Annotated in this window: 13 protein-coding genes; 2 read left to right on the top strand and 11 right to left on the bottom strand. The window is 57.9% G+C overall.

Translation table 11 applies throughout. From position 1 onward, the window contains the following. Positions 1 to 2: 2 nt before the first annotated feature. From bchC to ACFQ14_RS15470, 3 genes are all read right to left on the bottom strand, one after another. Entirely contained in the window at positions 3 to 962 is a 960-nt protein-coding gene (gene bchC, locus ACFQ14_RS15480) for a chlorophyll synthesis pathway protein BchC (RefSeq protein ID WP_377213654.1), read from the bottom strand. An 88-nt stretch (positions 963 to 1050) separates the two neighbouring features. Beyond that, entirely contained in the window at positions 1051 to 2157 is a 1107-nt protein-coding gene (locus ACFQ14_RS15475) for a methyltransferase (RefSeq protein WP_377213653.1), read from the bottom strand. Positions 2158 to 2177: 20 nt separating this feature from the next. Continuing rightward, complete coding sequence (locus tag ACFQ14_RS15470; protein WP_377213652.1) at positions 2178 to 3047, bottom strand: polyprenyl synthetase family protein; 870 nt, start codon at positions 3045 to 3047, stop codon at positions 2178 to 2180. 132 nt (positions 3048 to 3179) lie between these two features. Here ACFQ14_RS15470 and crtD point away from each other — a divergent pair, with 132 nt between their 5' ends. Next, positions 3180 to 4673, top strand: a complete 1494-nt coding sequence (crtD, locus tag ACFQ14_RS15465) for a 1-hydroxycarotenoid 3,4-desaturase CrtD (RefSeq protein ID WP_377213651.1) — start codon at positions 3180 to 3182, stop codon at positions 4671 to 4673. Continuing rightward, positions 4670 to 5578, top strand: a complete 909-nt coding sequence (locus ACFQ14_RS15460) for a carotenoid 1,2-hydratase (protein WP_377213698.1) — start codon at positions 4670 to 4672, stop codon at positions 5576 to 5578. The genes crtD and ACFQ14_RS15460 overlap by 4 nt, the downstream gene beginning before the upstream one ends. Here ACFQ14_RS15460 and ACFQ14_RS15455 read toward each other — a convergent pair. The 8 genes from ACFQ14_RS15455 to ACFQ14_RS15420 form a co-directional block, all read right to left on the bottom strand. After that, entirely contained in the window at positions 5575 to 5736 is a 162-nt protein-coding gene (locus ACFQ14_RS15455; RefSeq protein WP_377213650.1) for a hypothetical protein, read from the bottom strand. The two genes, ACFQ14_RS15460 and ACFQ14_RS15455, sit on opposite strands and share 4 nt — an antisense overlap. Beyond that, the gene (locus ACFQ14_RS15450) at positions 5733 to 6212 is read right to left on the bottom strand and encodes a TspO/MBR family protein (protein ID WP_377213649.1); all 480 of its coding nucleotides are present in this window, start codon (positions 6210 to 6212) and stop codon (positions 5733 to 5735) included. The genes ACFQ14_RS15455 and ACFQ14_RS15450 overlap by 4 nt, the downstream gene beginning before the upstream one ends. A 93-nt stretch (positions 6213 to 6305) precedes the next feature. Further along, the gene (locus ACFQ14_RS15445) at positions 6306 to 7382 is read right to left on the bottom strand and encodes a phytoene/squalene synthase family protein (RefSeq protein WP_377213648.1); all 1077 of its coding nucleotides are present in this window, start codon (positions 7380 to 7382) and stop codon (positions 6306 to 6308) included. After that, entirely contained in the window at positions 7375 to 8931 is a 1557-nt protein-coding gene (locus ACFQ14_RS15440) for a phytoene desaturase (RefSeq protein WP_377213647.1), read from the bottom strand. The genes ACFQ14_RS15445 and ACFQ14_RS15440 overlap by 8 nt, the downstream gene beginning before the upstream one ends. A 51-nt stretch (positions 8932 to 8982) precedes the next feature. Beyond that, entirely contained in the window at positions 8983 to 9870 is an 888-nt protein-coding gene (gene bchO, locus ACFQ14_RS15435) for an alpha/beta fold hydrolase BchO (RefSeq protein WP_377213646.1), read from the bottom strand. Further along, positions 9867 to 11636: a magnesium chelatase subunit D gene (locus ACFQ14_RS15430; protein ID WP_377213645.1), complete on the bottom strand. Its 1770-nt coding sequence runs from the start codon at positions 11634 to 11636 to the stop codon at positions 9867 to 9869. The genes bchO and ACFQ14_RS15430 overlap by 4 nt, the downstream gene beginning before the upstream one ends. Before the next feature lie 11 nt (positions 11637 to 11647). Beyond that, the gene (bchI, locus tag ACFQ14_RS15425; protein WP_377213644.1) at positions 11648 to 12691 is read right to left on the bottom strand and encodes a magnesium chelatase ATPase subunit I; all 1044 of its coding nucleotides are present in this window, start codon (positions 12689 to 12691) and stop codon (positions 11648 to 11650) included. Between the two features lie 4 nt (positions 12692 to 12695). Continuing rightward, the gene (locus ACFQ14_RS15420; protein WP_377213643.1) at positions 12696 to 13991 is read right to left on the bottom strand and encodes a DUF3422 family protein; all 1296 of its coding nucleotides are present in this window, start codon (positions 13989 to 13991) and stop codon (positions 12696 to 12698) included. Positions 13992 to 14088 lie beyond the last annotated feature (97 nt).

The raw sequence follows: 14088 nt of genomic DNA, 5'->3' as shown, positions 1-14088 counted from the left end.
GGTCATACTGTCTCCCTCCAGTTTAGGACCATCTTCAAACATTCAGCATCGCTGAACGCTGTCTCGTAGGCCTGCGCAGCATCGTGCGCAGCGTGTTCGTGTGTGATCAGACCATCGAGCGAGAGCAAACCCTCACCGAGCAGTCGGTTTACGATTTCCATATCGTCGGGCTTCCACTCGGCAGCGACCCGCAGCCGCGCCTCTTTCATGAAAGCAGGCGGAAAAGCGAAGCTCAGCCGGTCACTGTAGAAACCGGCCAGAACGATCTCTCCGCCGGGCACCAGATGGCCGACGAGTTGATCGAGAATGTCGGCGCTGCCGCTGACATCAAAAATGGTTGCGTAACGCGCGCCTTCATCTTCCGAAGGGTCTACGACGCGGAATGCCTCATCATCCGTACGACGCGCAGGATTGGTTTCCCAAACTGTTGGTGGCTCTCCGCCGAGAGCCACGGTCAACCGTGCAAGCAAACGACCCAGAACACCGTTGCCGACAATCAAGTCCGGCAGGTTTGCACCCGGTGCCGCCAACGCGTGGCAGGCAGTTGCAGCAAGCGCCATCAACACAGACTGGGTTTTCAGCGACGCATCGACCTTCAAAGCCTTGTCGCTATCGACAACCAAAGTCGAAGCCGAACCGCCAAACAGGCCACGAACGTCCGAATATTTGCCACAGCCGGCAACAAAAACCGTTTCGCCAATGCGGTGCATCAAAGACGTTGGGGCAGATACGATTTCACCGACAGTCTCGTAGCCAGGAACAAGCGGATAGCCCATGCCAGGGAAGTTCGGCATCTTGCCGGTCCAGAGCAAACGCTCCGTCCCTGTGCTGATGCCGGTCCAGCGCGATTCCACCACCAGATCGTTGCCAGCCGGATCGGCAAGCGCAGTATCTGCGAGGTGGAGCACTCCTGGCTCTTCAAAAATGACTGCATGCGTAAGCACGTAAAAATGTCCCTTCATTCTGCACAAGCGGTGCAGACGCAGGACTCCCTACGCGTAATATTAAATAGACAGCCTAGACTGTCAAGCTGAATTGACAGTCGGGAAGCTACTTTTGTGCGCAAAGAATGCTGGTGATCAGCGGCGCACGCGTTGGAACGAGCCGAACGGACGAAAACCCGCACGATTCCAGCATATTTGTCAGCATTTGCGGCGATCTGGGCCGGCCGCTGCCCATCGCGTAGAGATAGAAATTAAAGTAGGCATCAGCGATTCTGTGGGCCGATCCGCCTGTGGACATCGGCTCACACAGAATCAGCGTTCCGCCTTTTGGCAAGCAATCGTAGACCGCCTGCACGATCTTCTGCGCGGGTTCGTCGTCATGGTCGTGAACAATCCGCACCAGCGAAACCAGATCGGCACCAACAGGCAGCGGATCATCGAAAAACGAGCCGCCATGGCACACGATACGGTCGCCAAATCCGGCGTCGGCGAACTGTTTTTCAGCTCGCGCCGCCACGGCAGGAAGATCAAACAACATCAAATCGAGATGCTCCGCATGGGGTGCGATGGTGCGCAGGAATGTGCCCTGCCCTCCGCCAACATCCAGCAGCGTCTCGTAATCGGCAAAATGAAAACAGGCAGCGATCTCCTCAGCCACCATAATCTGGCTTTCGCTCATCAATTCGCTGTACGGCGCAACGTCGGCATCATCCGAACGAACGGGATCTTCGCTCATCGCATAGTCCCAATAGCGCGAAAGATTGGTTTCACGCCGCCCACCGCGGAGCAGTTCAACAGGGTCGGTCAAGTCTTTGTAAAGTGCGCCGTGATGGCGAATCATGGCCAAAACGCCCTTGTTTATGGATAGCGCAGCGCCCAGATCGCCCAATCTGTAGCGATCCTCGATCTTTTCGAGCAAACGCAGCGAAACTGCACCGTCCAACAGACGGCGCGTTTCGTCTTCCGGCAGTTTGAGGGTTCCCGCCAGACTTGCAATCGTACGACCCTTGCCGGCGACATGTGAGAAAATATTCAGCTCCACACAGGACGCTAGAATTTGGGAATAAACGAAACCGGATACGAGATCGAAAAGCTCACTTTGGCGTTTGCGCACAACGGGGCGCGTGAGCGGAAAACGGATGGCAAAGTCGTGGAAGCGTTTGGAGGTCAGGCACTTTTCACGGAAGTCGAGCCAGCTTTCGTATAAGCTCACCCGAAGCCCCGTCCGCAGCCTTAGGCTGCTGCCTTGGCAAGTTTTGCAGGCACCAGGCGCGTGGCTTGGGCAGCGATCAGATCACGAAGATCCTCCGCGCCCTCGCAATCAGGGATGCAGGCAACCGCCTCACCGACCGTTTGGCGCAACAACTTCATCGTGCCTTCAATGCCCAATCGCGCAACGGCGCTGGGGCGATCATGGCTGCTGTCTTGCGCTACCGGCTTGCCACATTCGGCCTGTGTTCCGGCTGCATCCAGCAGATCATCGGCAAGCTGATAAGCTTCGCCGATCTTTTGTCCGAGTGGGCGCCACGGCTCAGGGTTTGCACCCGTTGCTATGGCGCCCGAAACCACCGCGCCGACAAAGAGGGAGCCCGTCTTTGCGCGATGGTATTCGTGAACATCAACGTCCCGCTCGCTTTCCCATGCCTGACCGGCAATTATGCCGCCGGACATCCCAACGGATCGGCTGATACAGGAAAGAAGGGGCGCGATGCGCTCAGGCTTGTGTGCACAAGCCAGTGAAACAGTGTTGAAAGCCTCGACGATCAGCGCATCACCCACGAGAACCGCAATCGGCTCTCCAAAGCGTGTGTGGACCGTTTCCTTGCCGCGGCGAAGGTCTGCATCGTCAAAACAGGGAAGATCATCATGAACCAGCGAAGCGCAGTGCATCATTTCAATTGCACAGGCAACAGCGTCTGGAATTTGCTCATCCGTGGCAGAACAAGCCGCAGCAACAGAAAGGCAAAGCTGGGGGCGAACACGCGCTCCACCGGGAAATACAGCATGGCGAACTGCCTGTGCAAGAAGCGGTGGGCACTGCTCTGCCGTGGCGCGATCAATCGCGTCTTCAAGGCAGGATTCTATCCGGGCTACAATTTCCATTTGGCCAATCAGCACTCCGTGTGTCCAATTTATATGACATATTGTTTTGTCAGTTGCAATTGACAATAATCGTTTCACGAAATTAGCGCCGCTGCTTTTTGGCAGCCCAAACCAGCAGGTTTACGAACCCCTTTGGCCACTCACCACACGATAATTGTCGGCGCAGGCATGGCCGGCCTTGCGGCCGCCATCGCTCTGAGCGCAAAGGGCGAGAGCGTGACAGTGGTTGAAAGCCGCACTTATCCGGGCGGGAAAATGCGGCAAATTCAAACACCTGGTGGCGGGGTGGACTCTGGTCCAACAGTCTTCACCATGAAATATGTCTTCGATGAATTGTTCGACATGGCAGGCCGCACCGTCGAGCAAGAGCTTGGCCTGGACCGCACAAATATCCTGGCCCGCCACGCCTGGGATGATTCCGGCACATTCGATTTGTTTACGGACAGAAAAGAAAGTGAAGACGCCATTGCGCGATTCTTCGGCAAAGCGAACGCAGATGGCTACCGTCGATTCTGCGCTGATGCAGAAAACATCTTCGCCACTTTGAAAGACACATATATCGGCGCACAGCGCCCCGGTCCGTTCGAGCTCGGCCGCCGCGTTGGCCTTACTCGCCTCCCCACCCTGCTCGCGCTGCGCCCGTTTACAAGCCTCTGGAACGCGCTGGGAGATTATTTTCCCGACGCACGCCTGCAACAATTGTTTGGCCGTTATGCCACTTATGTCGGCTCATCGCCCTTCCAGTCCCCGGCAACGCTCATGCTGATCGCCCATGTGGAACAAGAAGGTGTCTGGTTTGTAGAAGGAGGCATGCACGCTTTGGCAAGAAAAATGGCCGAGGTCGCGGAAGGCTGCGGCGCAAGATTCCATTGGGAAAGCCCCGTTGCACACATCCTGGAAACAAAAGGCCGCGCGAGCCATGTGGAACTGCAAAACGGCGTTCGACTGGAAGGCGATACGATACTCTTTTGCGGCGACGCTTCCGCCTTGGCAAACGGCGTGTTGAAATCTTCGCGGATGTCGGTAGTGCCCGTGCCGCGCAACAAACGCGCCCTTTCCGCTCTCACATGGTCGATTACGGCAAATACAGGCGGCGTAGACTTGCACCGACACAACGTGTTTTTCTCCGATGCCTATAAGGCAGAATTCGACGCCATATTCAAAAACAGCACCACACCGGCACAACCAACCGTCTATGTTTGCGCCCAAGATCGGCAAGCTGATGGAACGCTGGCCACTCAAAATGGCGAGCGGTTGCTTTGCCTAACCAACGCCCCCGCTTTTGGCGATGAAAAGCGTCTGACCCAAGAGGAAATGAACCGATGCGAAGACGCGATGTTTTCCACCCTCACAAAATGCGGCCTGCAAGTGGACCGCGCCTCGATGAAGGGCACGATCACGCAACCGGCGGACTTCGAAGCGCTGTTTCCCGGATCGGGCGGCTCCCTCTATGGCCGCGCAGCCCACGGATGGCTGGCATCGTTTGCTCGCAGCGGAGCGAAGACGGCGATACCGGGGCTTTATCTGGCGGGGGGCAGCGTGCATCCGGGGCCGGGCGTGCCGATGGCAACCCGTTCGGGCATGTTGGCGGCGGAGCAGATTCTGAAGGACCGCGCTTTGACCTGACCATACCACCTCAAGGTTACGCTTGGTGGTATATCGACGCCATCAGCGACGATGGCACCCACGGCTTTTCCATCATTGCCATGATCGGCTCGGTTTTCTCACCTTACTACGCATGGTCAGGCCGCCACGACCCGCTCAATCATCACGCCTTCAATGTCGGTCTCTATGGCGGCGGCAAAAAGCGCTGGACGATGACAGAGCGTGGCCGCAACGCGCTGCACCGCGATGCGCACAGCCTCCAAATGGGCCCAAGCAGCCTTTCATGGGACGGCGATACGCTGATCATCACCATCGACGAATGGGCCAATCCCCTGCCCCGCCGTGTGCGTGGAACTATTCGGGTGACGCCATCGGCGATCACCCAAAAATCCCACGTTATCGACGGCCATGGCCGCCACATCTGGCAGCCCATCGCTCCTGTGGGCCGTGCAGAGGTGCGTCTCGACAGCCCCGATCTCAATTGGAACGGTGAGGCCTATCTGGATAGCAATTGGGGAACCGAACCGCTGGAGACAGGGTTCAAGAACTGGGATTGGTCTCGCGCAGCGCTCAAAGACGGCGCAGGCATTTTCTACGATTCGACTACGCGTGATGGGAAGAACCATAGATTAGCTCTTCGCTATGAAAGCGATGGATCGTTTAGAGAAGTCCCCGCTCCACCACGCCAAACCTTGTCGAAAGGCCCGATCTGGCGGGTCCCGCGCTATACGCTGGCAGAGACGCCCGACACGGTGACAACCGAACGAATGCTGGAAGACACGCCGTTCTATACCCGATCACACATTCAAACCGTGTTTGATGGCGAGCCTGCCCGCGCAGTGCATGAGAGCCTGGACTGTGACCGTTATGCAAGCACTTGGGTGAGGTGTTTGTTGCCGTTTAAGATGCCGCGCAGATCAGGCTAACTTTCTTCGCGCTCGGCGGCTTCTTTGGCCAGCCGTTCCTGCTCCGCTTCCTCTGCGTCGAGTTTATCGAGCTTGCGCAATTGCCACCAGCAAAACAGACATAGGCTTCCGAAGAGGAAGCCGAACTCAACTGCGAAAACCCAATCAACCGTTCTCATGCCCGCGCCTGCGCCTCCTCAGGGTTGAGCCTCCAAACCGTCCGGCTGAGCACAAAGGCAACGGTGACCCATGCCAGATATGGCAGCGTGATGAGCGCCGCGATTGGTTCGATTGGGTAGAAGACCGCGATTTGAGCCACAAGCGAAAGCCACAGAACAGCAGCCTCGTAAGTCGCTAAATCCATCCGCTTCATTCCGAAAAACAGCGCGGACCACGCTGCGTTTAGCACCAGCGATCCGACATAGATCGCCATGGCCAACATGCCGCCATCGCTAAACCCGACCTTTGAATAGACCAGCCAACCGGCAACGGAGTTGAGCAAAAACAGGATCGACCACACGACTGGAAATGCCCAATCCGGCGGCTGCCACGTTGGCTTTTTCAGCGACTTAAACCACTCGCCAGGCGCAAAAACCGCTCCGCTCAAGGCGGCGAAGAAGTTCAAACCAACAAATGCTAGAAGTGACCAGCTCATAGGTGTTTCCAATGATTTTCAGGGTTCTCCCTTAAACCACCGGGAGGGCCGTCGTGCAGTCTAAATATCGTCGCAGGCGCCGAACGGGTATGACTAGGCGAGCTGACCGACCCTTTGATCGCTTGCTTGGCCAGTTCTTGGTGTGCGTGTGTTTGCTTGGGCTTTTGCTATTGAGGCGCGGTCGCGCCTATCAAGCTCTGCAAACATATCCAACATCCACTCGCCATCGCCTCGAACAGCTTCCGGCGTACGTTCACAGGCATCCACCAGAAAAGCCACCTCTTCAACAGGAGCTGCCGTATCGCAGCCGCTAAAGTTCAGCGGATTGCCGGGCGAACGGAGCATGAGGCCAAGCTTGCGCCCCCGGGTCGTGTAAGCCCGTTGGTCTATGGAATTGTAGCCATTGGCACGCACTTTCTCGCCGATCTCGGCATAGACCAAAGCGGCTGCACGAACGCCAAGACGCGATGAAGCAGGAAGGTCGGAAATACCGGTGACGCCAAGTCTGTAAATCTGGCTCGCTTCATCCAGCAACCGTTTGATGACACGTCCCAATGCTGGGGTGAACTCCGGCGAGGCGATCAGGCGCTCAGAGTTGAGCCCTTCTTCCGCCAACCACTCCTCCGGCAAATAGCATCGCCCGTTGCGCGCATCCTCGCCCACGTCTCGTGCAATGTTAATCAACTGCATCGCCAGGCCAAGCTCGCAGGCGCGGGCCAGCGTGTCGCGACTGCGCCGCTCCATCACTGCACTCATCATCACACCGACGGTTGATGCAACGCGCGCCGAATAGTCGAGAACATCGGAAAGCGTATTATACTTCTTACCGACCAAGTCCCACTCGAACCCTTCGAGCATCGCCATCGGCACGGACTCGGGAATATCGTAGGATTCTACAACTGCGGCAAAGGCCTGATCGGCGGCATGGTCATAGGGGGTGCCAGCATAAGCAGCATCAAGACGCTGACGCAGATGATCCAGCGCCGCTAAGGAAGCGCCGGGCTCATCAGCAATATCGTCAGACACGCGGCAGAAAGCGTAAAGCGCTGTCGACGCAAGCCGCACCGAAGGGGGCAGCATCAGCGAGGCAAAGTAGAAACTCTTTGACCCATGACGGATGATCTTTCGACACTCAGCCAAGTGGGCACTCGCAAGCTTCATCTCACCCATAGGTCGCCCTCCGCGCCTCGATTTCATCTGCATGGGGAATGACGCTGTCCAGCACTTTAGCGGACGTGACAACGCCGGGAACGCCAGCGCCGGGATGGGTGGTCGCGCCGACGAGGTAGAAGTTCTCCACCTCTTCCGAGACATTGTGCGGGCGGAACCAGCCGGACTGGGTGAACAGAGGCTCTGGCCCAAACGCCGCCCCATTGGGCGCGTTCAGCCGGTCGCGAAAATCGAGCGGCGTGAAGATTTTCGACGTCACCACGCTGTCGGCCAAGCCGGGCATAATGGTCTTTTCCAGATGCGCCTCGATTTTACGGCGGTAAGGCTCAGCCTGCGTCTCCCAATCCACATCCGCGTCCAGATGCGGCACGGGTGACAGCACGTAGAACGTATCGCAACCTTCAGGCGCCAAGGACGGATCAGTGGCGGTGGGACGGTGCAGATACAGACTGAAATCGTCGGCAAGCACTTTGCGTTTGAAGATATCCTTCAGCAAGCCACCGTAGCGCGGCCCCATCAGGATCGTGTGATGGTCTACGTCTTCAAAACGCTTGTCAGTGCCGAGATACCAAACGAACAGGCTCATGGAAAAATTCGTGCGATCAAGCTTGCGCTCCGTCCAGCGGCGCTTTTTGCGCTTGGGCAAGAGATTGCGGTAAACCCAGTTGGAATCGGCATTTGATACAATCACGTCAGCGCGAACTTCCTCGCCATCGTTCAGCTTCACGCCAACAGCCTTGTCGCCTTCTAACATCAACTCGGCCACCGGAGCATTCGTGCGAACCTTGCTGCCTTGGTCTTCAATCAAGTCGACCATGCCCTGCACCAACGCGCCCGTGCCACCCCATGCGAAATGCACGCCGTATTCGCGCTCTAGATAGGCGATCAGGCTGTAGACGCTGGTCACGTTCATGGGATTGCCGCCCACAAACAGCGGATGGAACGAAAGCGCTTGGCGCAGCTTTTCGTTTTTGATGTGCTTGGCAACATGGCCATAAACCGTGCGGTCGGCGCGTTTTGTCACCAGCTCCGGCACGAATTTCAGCATCTCGATCAGCTTGTGGAACGGCCGGTCCATCAGACCGAAGCCGAGGCTGTAATTGTTTTTGCTCTCTTCGAAAAACATCTCGTATCCCTTCACATCATCGGGATTGAACCGGGCGATCTCCGAGCGCATGAAATCGGCGTCGCCGTTGCAGGTGAACCACGTGCCGTCATCAAAACGGATGCGGTAGAATGGATCCATCGGAGCAAGTTTCACATGGTCTTCCATGCGCTTGCCACAAATCGTCCAAAGCTCTTCCAGGATGAATGGCGCAGTGATGATGGTTGGACCGGCATCGAACGTGAAGCCGTCTTGGCGGAAGACGCTGGCGCGCCCCCCTGCCTGCTCCAATTTCTCCAGAACGGTGACGCGATAGCCGCGCACTCCCAGCCGAACAGCAGCGGCCAAACCACCAAAACCGGCCCCGATTACGATTGCGTGAGGCTTGCCACCAGAAAGCGGTTCAGCTCGATGAAATTGTTTGTGAGGCGGATGTGTCGTCATAATTGGACACTTAATAGTGTAAAGCCAGCTTACGCAAGGTCCGTGACCTGCTCAGGCGGAAATCTCTTGCCTCACCGTGGCTTCGACAAAATGCAAAATGGCATCAGCCACTTCATCCGGTGCTTCTTCATGCACCAAATGGCCTTTGTCAGGAAAAACCACCATGGAATCATGGCGCAACAGTCGTGCAGTCTGTTGTGCCGCTTTCGGCTCGATTGTGCCATCACGACCGCCGATGATTTGAAGAACGGGAATATTCAGATGACGCAACATGGTGGCCATAGGCTCCAAGTCCCAATTCGCCATCATTGCGAGCGTGCCTTCTACATGCTCGGCATCAGAAATCGCTTTTTGATAAAGATCGATTCCCTCCGGCCCCAGCTTTGACCCGGTGGAATCGATCAAATCCTGCACCCGCCCACGGCTGCCTGCGCCAAACGCAAAAAGGTGCGGCACAAACGGATTGAGGAACAACAGTCGTGCTATCGCCGGAAACAGATGGCCCGCCATGCCCGGGAACGGATAAAACGCCCCATTGATCGAGACGATGCCGCCAACATTGATCACACCAGTGGATTGCATCTGCACAGCAATAGCCGCGCCGGCGGAATGACCAACCACGAGATCGGGCGCGAAATCCTCATATTCCAACAACTTGCCTAGCGCTTTGGCTATGTTCGGCAATGTCGGCTTTTGCGCATCCAACGGCCCGCTGAATCCATGACCGGGGATATCGGGCGCTAGAATATCGAACTTGCCCCGCAAATTTTCGATGAGCGCCGCCAGCGAGTGGGTGGTTGCGCCAGATCCGTGCAACATCAGCAGCTTGGGCAAGCCTTCACCGCCCGTTCGCTGAACGTGGTAACGAGTGCGATCCACGATCTCGAAACGGCTGATTTCGCTGTTGGGCCAAGAGCGCCCGTGTTGTTCCCACTTCATACGCTGTTCGCTTTCACAACGCTGGAAAGCGCTTCAGCATTGGCAAACGGCATCGCAATGAGTGCGGCTCCCATGGCATCTGCAATCGCGGTGGAGTTTCGCCCCGGTTTGCGGCCAACGTCGATGACGATGGAGGACACGCCAGCACTGCGAAATCCTTCAGCCACATCTTGCGCATCTTGCGCGGCTTTCGCCCGCCCGCCTTTGCCATCCAGCCCGACATTGGCGCTGCCGTCGGTGAGAACAACAACACTTGTCTGATGTCCCTTGCGCATCTGATCGAGCGCCAGCGCCAGCGCCGTTTGCAAGCCAGATGCCAGCGGCGTGCCGCCACCACCGGGCAAAGCCGAAAGCGCCTTTTTGGCCCGTGCCAGTGCGCGAGTTGGAGCCAGCAGCACTTCCGCTCCGGTGCCGCGAAAGCTGACCAGCGCCACGCTATCACGGCGCGAATAGCTCTCCGACAACAGCAATTCGACCGCGCCCTTGGCTTCCCCCAGCCGGTTGAGAGCCGTGGAGCCGGAAGCATCAACGAGAAATATCGTTGTTGTCTCCGCGCTTTGGCGAAACCGCCTAATCTGGAAATCGGAGGAACGAACGTGCAGCGTCCGTGCCCTGCCGCGGCGCTGCTCAACTTGCTGGCGGCGCAGCTTTTGCCACGGCGCGGCCTTGCGCAGCGTTGCGATGAGATCAAGTCGCTTGAAGCCACCGGGCTTGCCCGCGCGGGACGCGAGCGGGCGGCCCCGTTTGAAATTGTCTTTCTTTGCCCCGCGACGGCCCGCCATGGCCGATTGGCGCAAAAGGACCGGGCGCATTAATTGTTCCAGCAAGCCCTCAGGCAGCATGGTATCAATGGCATCCGTTACGCTGTCTTCCAACGGACCATCCGCGTGGGAAGCATCGGACTCGTCCGGTTCATTATTGGCTTCCGGCTCCGGCGGCGCAGGCTCCTGCTCCGGCTCAGGCGGCATGGGAAGGCGCGTTGCGCGCTGAATGTAAGACAGGCGCATCGCAACCGCGATATCCTCTTCGCCAACAACATCGCGTCCCTGCCAACCCGCATGGCAACAGGCAACGCTTAGCGCATGATGCACGGGCCGCATGGAAAACAATCCGAACGCCAAAGCCATTTGGCAAAGGGCCTGCAATTCGTCATCACCGCAAAGCGCAGAGTGATCGGGTTTTACAAGGGAAAGTCTTGGCAATGGTTTAAGGCTTCGGATGCTGACCTGCGTTAGGTCAACATGAAACATGCAACGCTCGGCAAGAGAGGCCGGAACGCCGTCTTCGTCATCTTCGCTTTGGTCAACTGCAACGAGCGCGAAGCGGGCATCATCCACCCGGCTCATGCCATCACGTTCCACGCGAACAACGCCGGAATCGAGCGCACCGTTGATAATCGAGACCGCACCTGCATCCATCGTTTCCGCTTGCGGCAAAAGGACGATTTCTCCGTGGGCCTGTTGCAAAAGACCGGGCGAAAACACGCTGCGTGAAGCGTCCACCGTGGCGGTGATATCCAGACCGCCGATCAGGTGGGCGGCATCAATGCCCTGTGGCACACGGCGAAGCCGCTTGCCACCTGCGAGCATCGTCACCATTTCCAGCCAAGCGTCGAGAACAGGTCCGGCCTTGGCACGCGCCAGAACGCTTGGCATTGCCCCGCTCCGTTCAACGCTTGCCATCTTGGCAAACAGGGTCGCGGCCAGACAGGCATCGTCCCAAAAGGCTTGTTCAGCCGTATCGATTGTGAGGGGTGCGGCTGACATGGTGAAGCGCCTTAAGCGGCTTGCAGCCGTGCGAAAATCTCGTCCAGCGCCCGTTCCACGCGCACTCCACCACGCGTATCATCCAACGGGTTGCGCCGCAGACGGTGCGCGAGCGCCATTGGCGCCATCGTGCGCACGTGCTGGCGCGTCACCGCCCCATCGCCGCTCAGCGCCGCCTCGGCACGGGCGGCTTTGATGAGCGTCAATTCACCCCGTAGACCATCGGTGCCAAGGGCGATGCATATCTCGGCAATCAGCGCCAACACGTCGTCGCCAACGGCAATATCACCAAGCAGCGCTTGGGCAGATGTGATGCGCTTGCGCTCTTTCGCCGTCGCCCGTTTCCATTTGTCAGCAAACGCTTGGGGGTCTGCCTCATAGGCTTCCCGCCGCTTGATGATGTCCACCCGCTGGGCAATTTCAGTGGGCGTGCGCACTTCAACGGAAAGGCCGAACCTGTCCAACAATTGCGGGCGCAATTCACCCTCTTCCGGATTGCCGCTGCCCACCAGCACAAACCGCGCCGGATGTTTCAGGCTCAAGCCCTCACGCTCAACAACGTTCCAGCCGGAGGCGGCAACATCGAGCAGCACGTCGACCAGATGATCTTCCAGCAGGTTGACCTCATCGATGTAGAGAAACCCGCGATTGGCATCAGCAAGCAGTCCCGGCTCAAAACTCTTTTCGCCATCGACCAGCGCCCGCTCGATATCCAGCGCCCCCAGCACCCTGTCTTCTGTCGCGCCCAAGGGCAGATCGACCACTGGCACGGGCACAGTTTTCGCTTTCGCTGCGCTTAAATCCTTTTGCGCCGCACAGATTTCGCACAGCCCGCTTTTGCCGGTTGGGTCGCACTTGTATCGGCAATCGGCGACCGCCTTCATCGGCGGCAAAAGCGAGGCAAGCCCGCGTACGGCAGTGGTCTTGCCTGTGCCCCGGTCGCCCAGTGCCAACACGCCACCAAGCGAGGGATCAACCGCCGCAAGCATCAAGGCGTGGCGCAAATCGTCCTGACCGACGATGGCCGCGAAGGGATAGGCGTGTTTCGTGCTCATGGGTCTATTTCCTCAGTCTCTTCAACGCCAACCACACCGTCAGCAACACGAAGGGAACGGCGAGACCGACGATTTCCTTCACGCCGAGACCGGGCACATAGCCAGCGATGGCAGCCGCGATATAGGCCAGAATGCCCAGCGCGTAATAGGTTATGGCGACGGTGGACAGGCCCTCAACCGTCTTTTGCAGCTTATATTGCGCCTCGGCCCGCTCGTTCATGCTTTTCAGCAATTGCTGATTCTGCTTGCCGATTTCCACCTCAATGCGCCCGCGCAGCAATTGCGTGGCGCGGCTCGTGCGGTCAGCGGTTTCCGCTTGGCGCTTCAATATCGAGCGGTAGGTGCGGGCGGCGGGGTTCATGCGCCGCTGGATGAAGTTCGCGAGCCGCTGGCAGCCCTCAATGCGCTCCTCGCGCAGCTCTTCAAGCCGCCGCTGCACAATTTCATAGTAGGCCAGCGAAGCGTTTAGCCGGAAATGCGAGCGCGTCGTCACCTCTTCCTGGAAAGCTGAGACCTCCGACAATTCATCCAGCATCTGCTCATCAGATTCACCAGCATGTTTGGCGAGCCGCGTCGTGATGCTTTCAAGCCGTCGCTCCGCCTCGCCCAATTTAGGGCCGATCTCTTTGACGTCTTTCCAAGCGTAGAGGCAAAACGCACCGTAGCTTTCAATCTCGATTAACCGCTGCACAAGCCGCCCAATCCGCGTGGGCTCCTTGTTCGATGTCGTCACAAGATAGCGCGTAAACCCGCGCTCGTTGATTGTCATGTCCGATTCCACCTGCGTGGTTCCCGACATCACCAAAGAAGCACAAAGCGGAAGTGGATTGGCCCAGTCAAACATTCCGGACTGTTTCCAAACGCGGCTGCGTTTCGTCTCAATGCCGATGACAAGCGAAACGAGAAGATTGCCCGTCACGTCTTCCCAGCCCAGTTCCCGCTCCGACCACGGCACGAAGCCTTTGCGGTCTTCCACGTTCTGCTGAACGATCGTGTAGGAGCAAAACTCGGTATGGCGCTCCCATTTCAGAAACACGCCTTCGCCAACCGCCTGAATCTGGTCAGTCAGTTCGCTGGAGGGCATCAGCCCCAGATTCTCGCAAATCGTTAGGCAGGCCCGCCGTTCCGACGCAAGATCTGTCACCTGGCTTTGCAGGGCGATGTATTGCACGACGGCCGGCGCTTCGATGGGTAAAGGCGGACGGGCGTGGCGCTCCGCGTCGATCAGCGCACGGCGCGGGTCTTCATCGAAAAAGCGCGATTGAAGGCCATTCATTTCGCTGGTGTTGAGTGCGTCCATTGTTGTGACTGCCGCCACCTATTTCTAAAGTCCCGGCCTCGCCGCCTCGCGCAGCATGATTGACCTTTGCCATCAACATATGACAATTTTGGTTTAC

Source organism: Pseudahrensia aquimaris, from assembly GCF_042676045.1.
GTDB classification, from domain to species: Bacteria; Pseudomonadota; Alphaproteobacteria; order Rhizobiales; family Rhizobiaceae; genus Pseudahrensia; species Pseudahrensia aquimaris.
The sequence above is the reverse complement of the archived record's forward strand: the minus strand, read 5'-3'. Positions and strand labels throughout refer to the sequence as shown.

What these genes read in the sequence shown, in the direction of transcription:
- bchC (WP_377213654.1), bottom strand. Translation starts at nt 962, where the DNA reads ATGAAGGGACATTTTTACGTGCTTACGCATGCAGTCATTTTTGAAGAG.
- ACFQ14_RS15470 (WP_377213652.1), bottom strand. Translation starts at nt 3,047, where the DNA reads ATGGAAATTGTAGCCCGGATAGAATCCTGCCTTGAAGACGCGATTGAT.
- ACFQ14_RS15455 (WP_377213650.1), bottom strand. Translation starts at nt 5,736, where the DNA reads ATGAGAACGGTTGATTGGGTTTTCGCAGTTGAGTTCGGCTTCCTCTTC.
- ACFQ14_RS15450 (WP_377213649.1), bottom strand. Translation starts at nt 6,212, where the DNA reads ATGAGCTGGTCACTTCTAGCATTTGTTGGTTTGAACTTCTTCGCCGCC.
- ACFQ14_RS15445 (WP_377213648.1), bottom strand. Translation starts at nt 7,382, where the DNA reads ATGGGTGAGATGAAGCTTGCGAGTGCCCACTTGGCTGAGTGTCGAAAG.
- ACFQ14_RS15440 (WP_377213647.1), bottom strand. Translation starts at nt 8,931, where the DNA reads ATGACGACACATCCGCCTCACAAACAATTTCATCGAGCTGAACCGCTT.
- bchO (WP_377213646.1), bottom strand. Translation starts at nt 9,870, where the DNA reads ATGAAGTGGGAACAACACGGGCGCTCTTGGCCCAACAGCGAAATCAGC.
- ACFQ14_RS15430 (WP_377213645.1), bottom strand. Translation starts at nt 11,636, where the DNA reads ATGTCAGCCGCACCCCTCACAATCGATACGGCTGAACAAGCCTTTTGG.
- bchI (WP_377213644.1), bottom strand. Translation starts at nt 12,691, where the DNA reads ATGAGCACGAAACACGCCTATCCCTTCGCGGCCATCGTCGGTCAGGAC.
- ACFQ14_RS15420 (WP_377213643.1), bottom strand. Translation starts at nt 13,991, where the DNA reads ATGGACGCACTCAACACCAGCGAAATGAATGGCCTTCAATCGCGCTTT.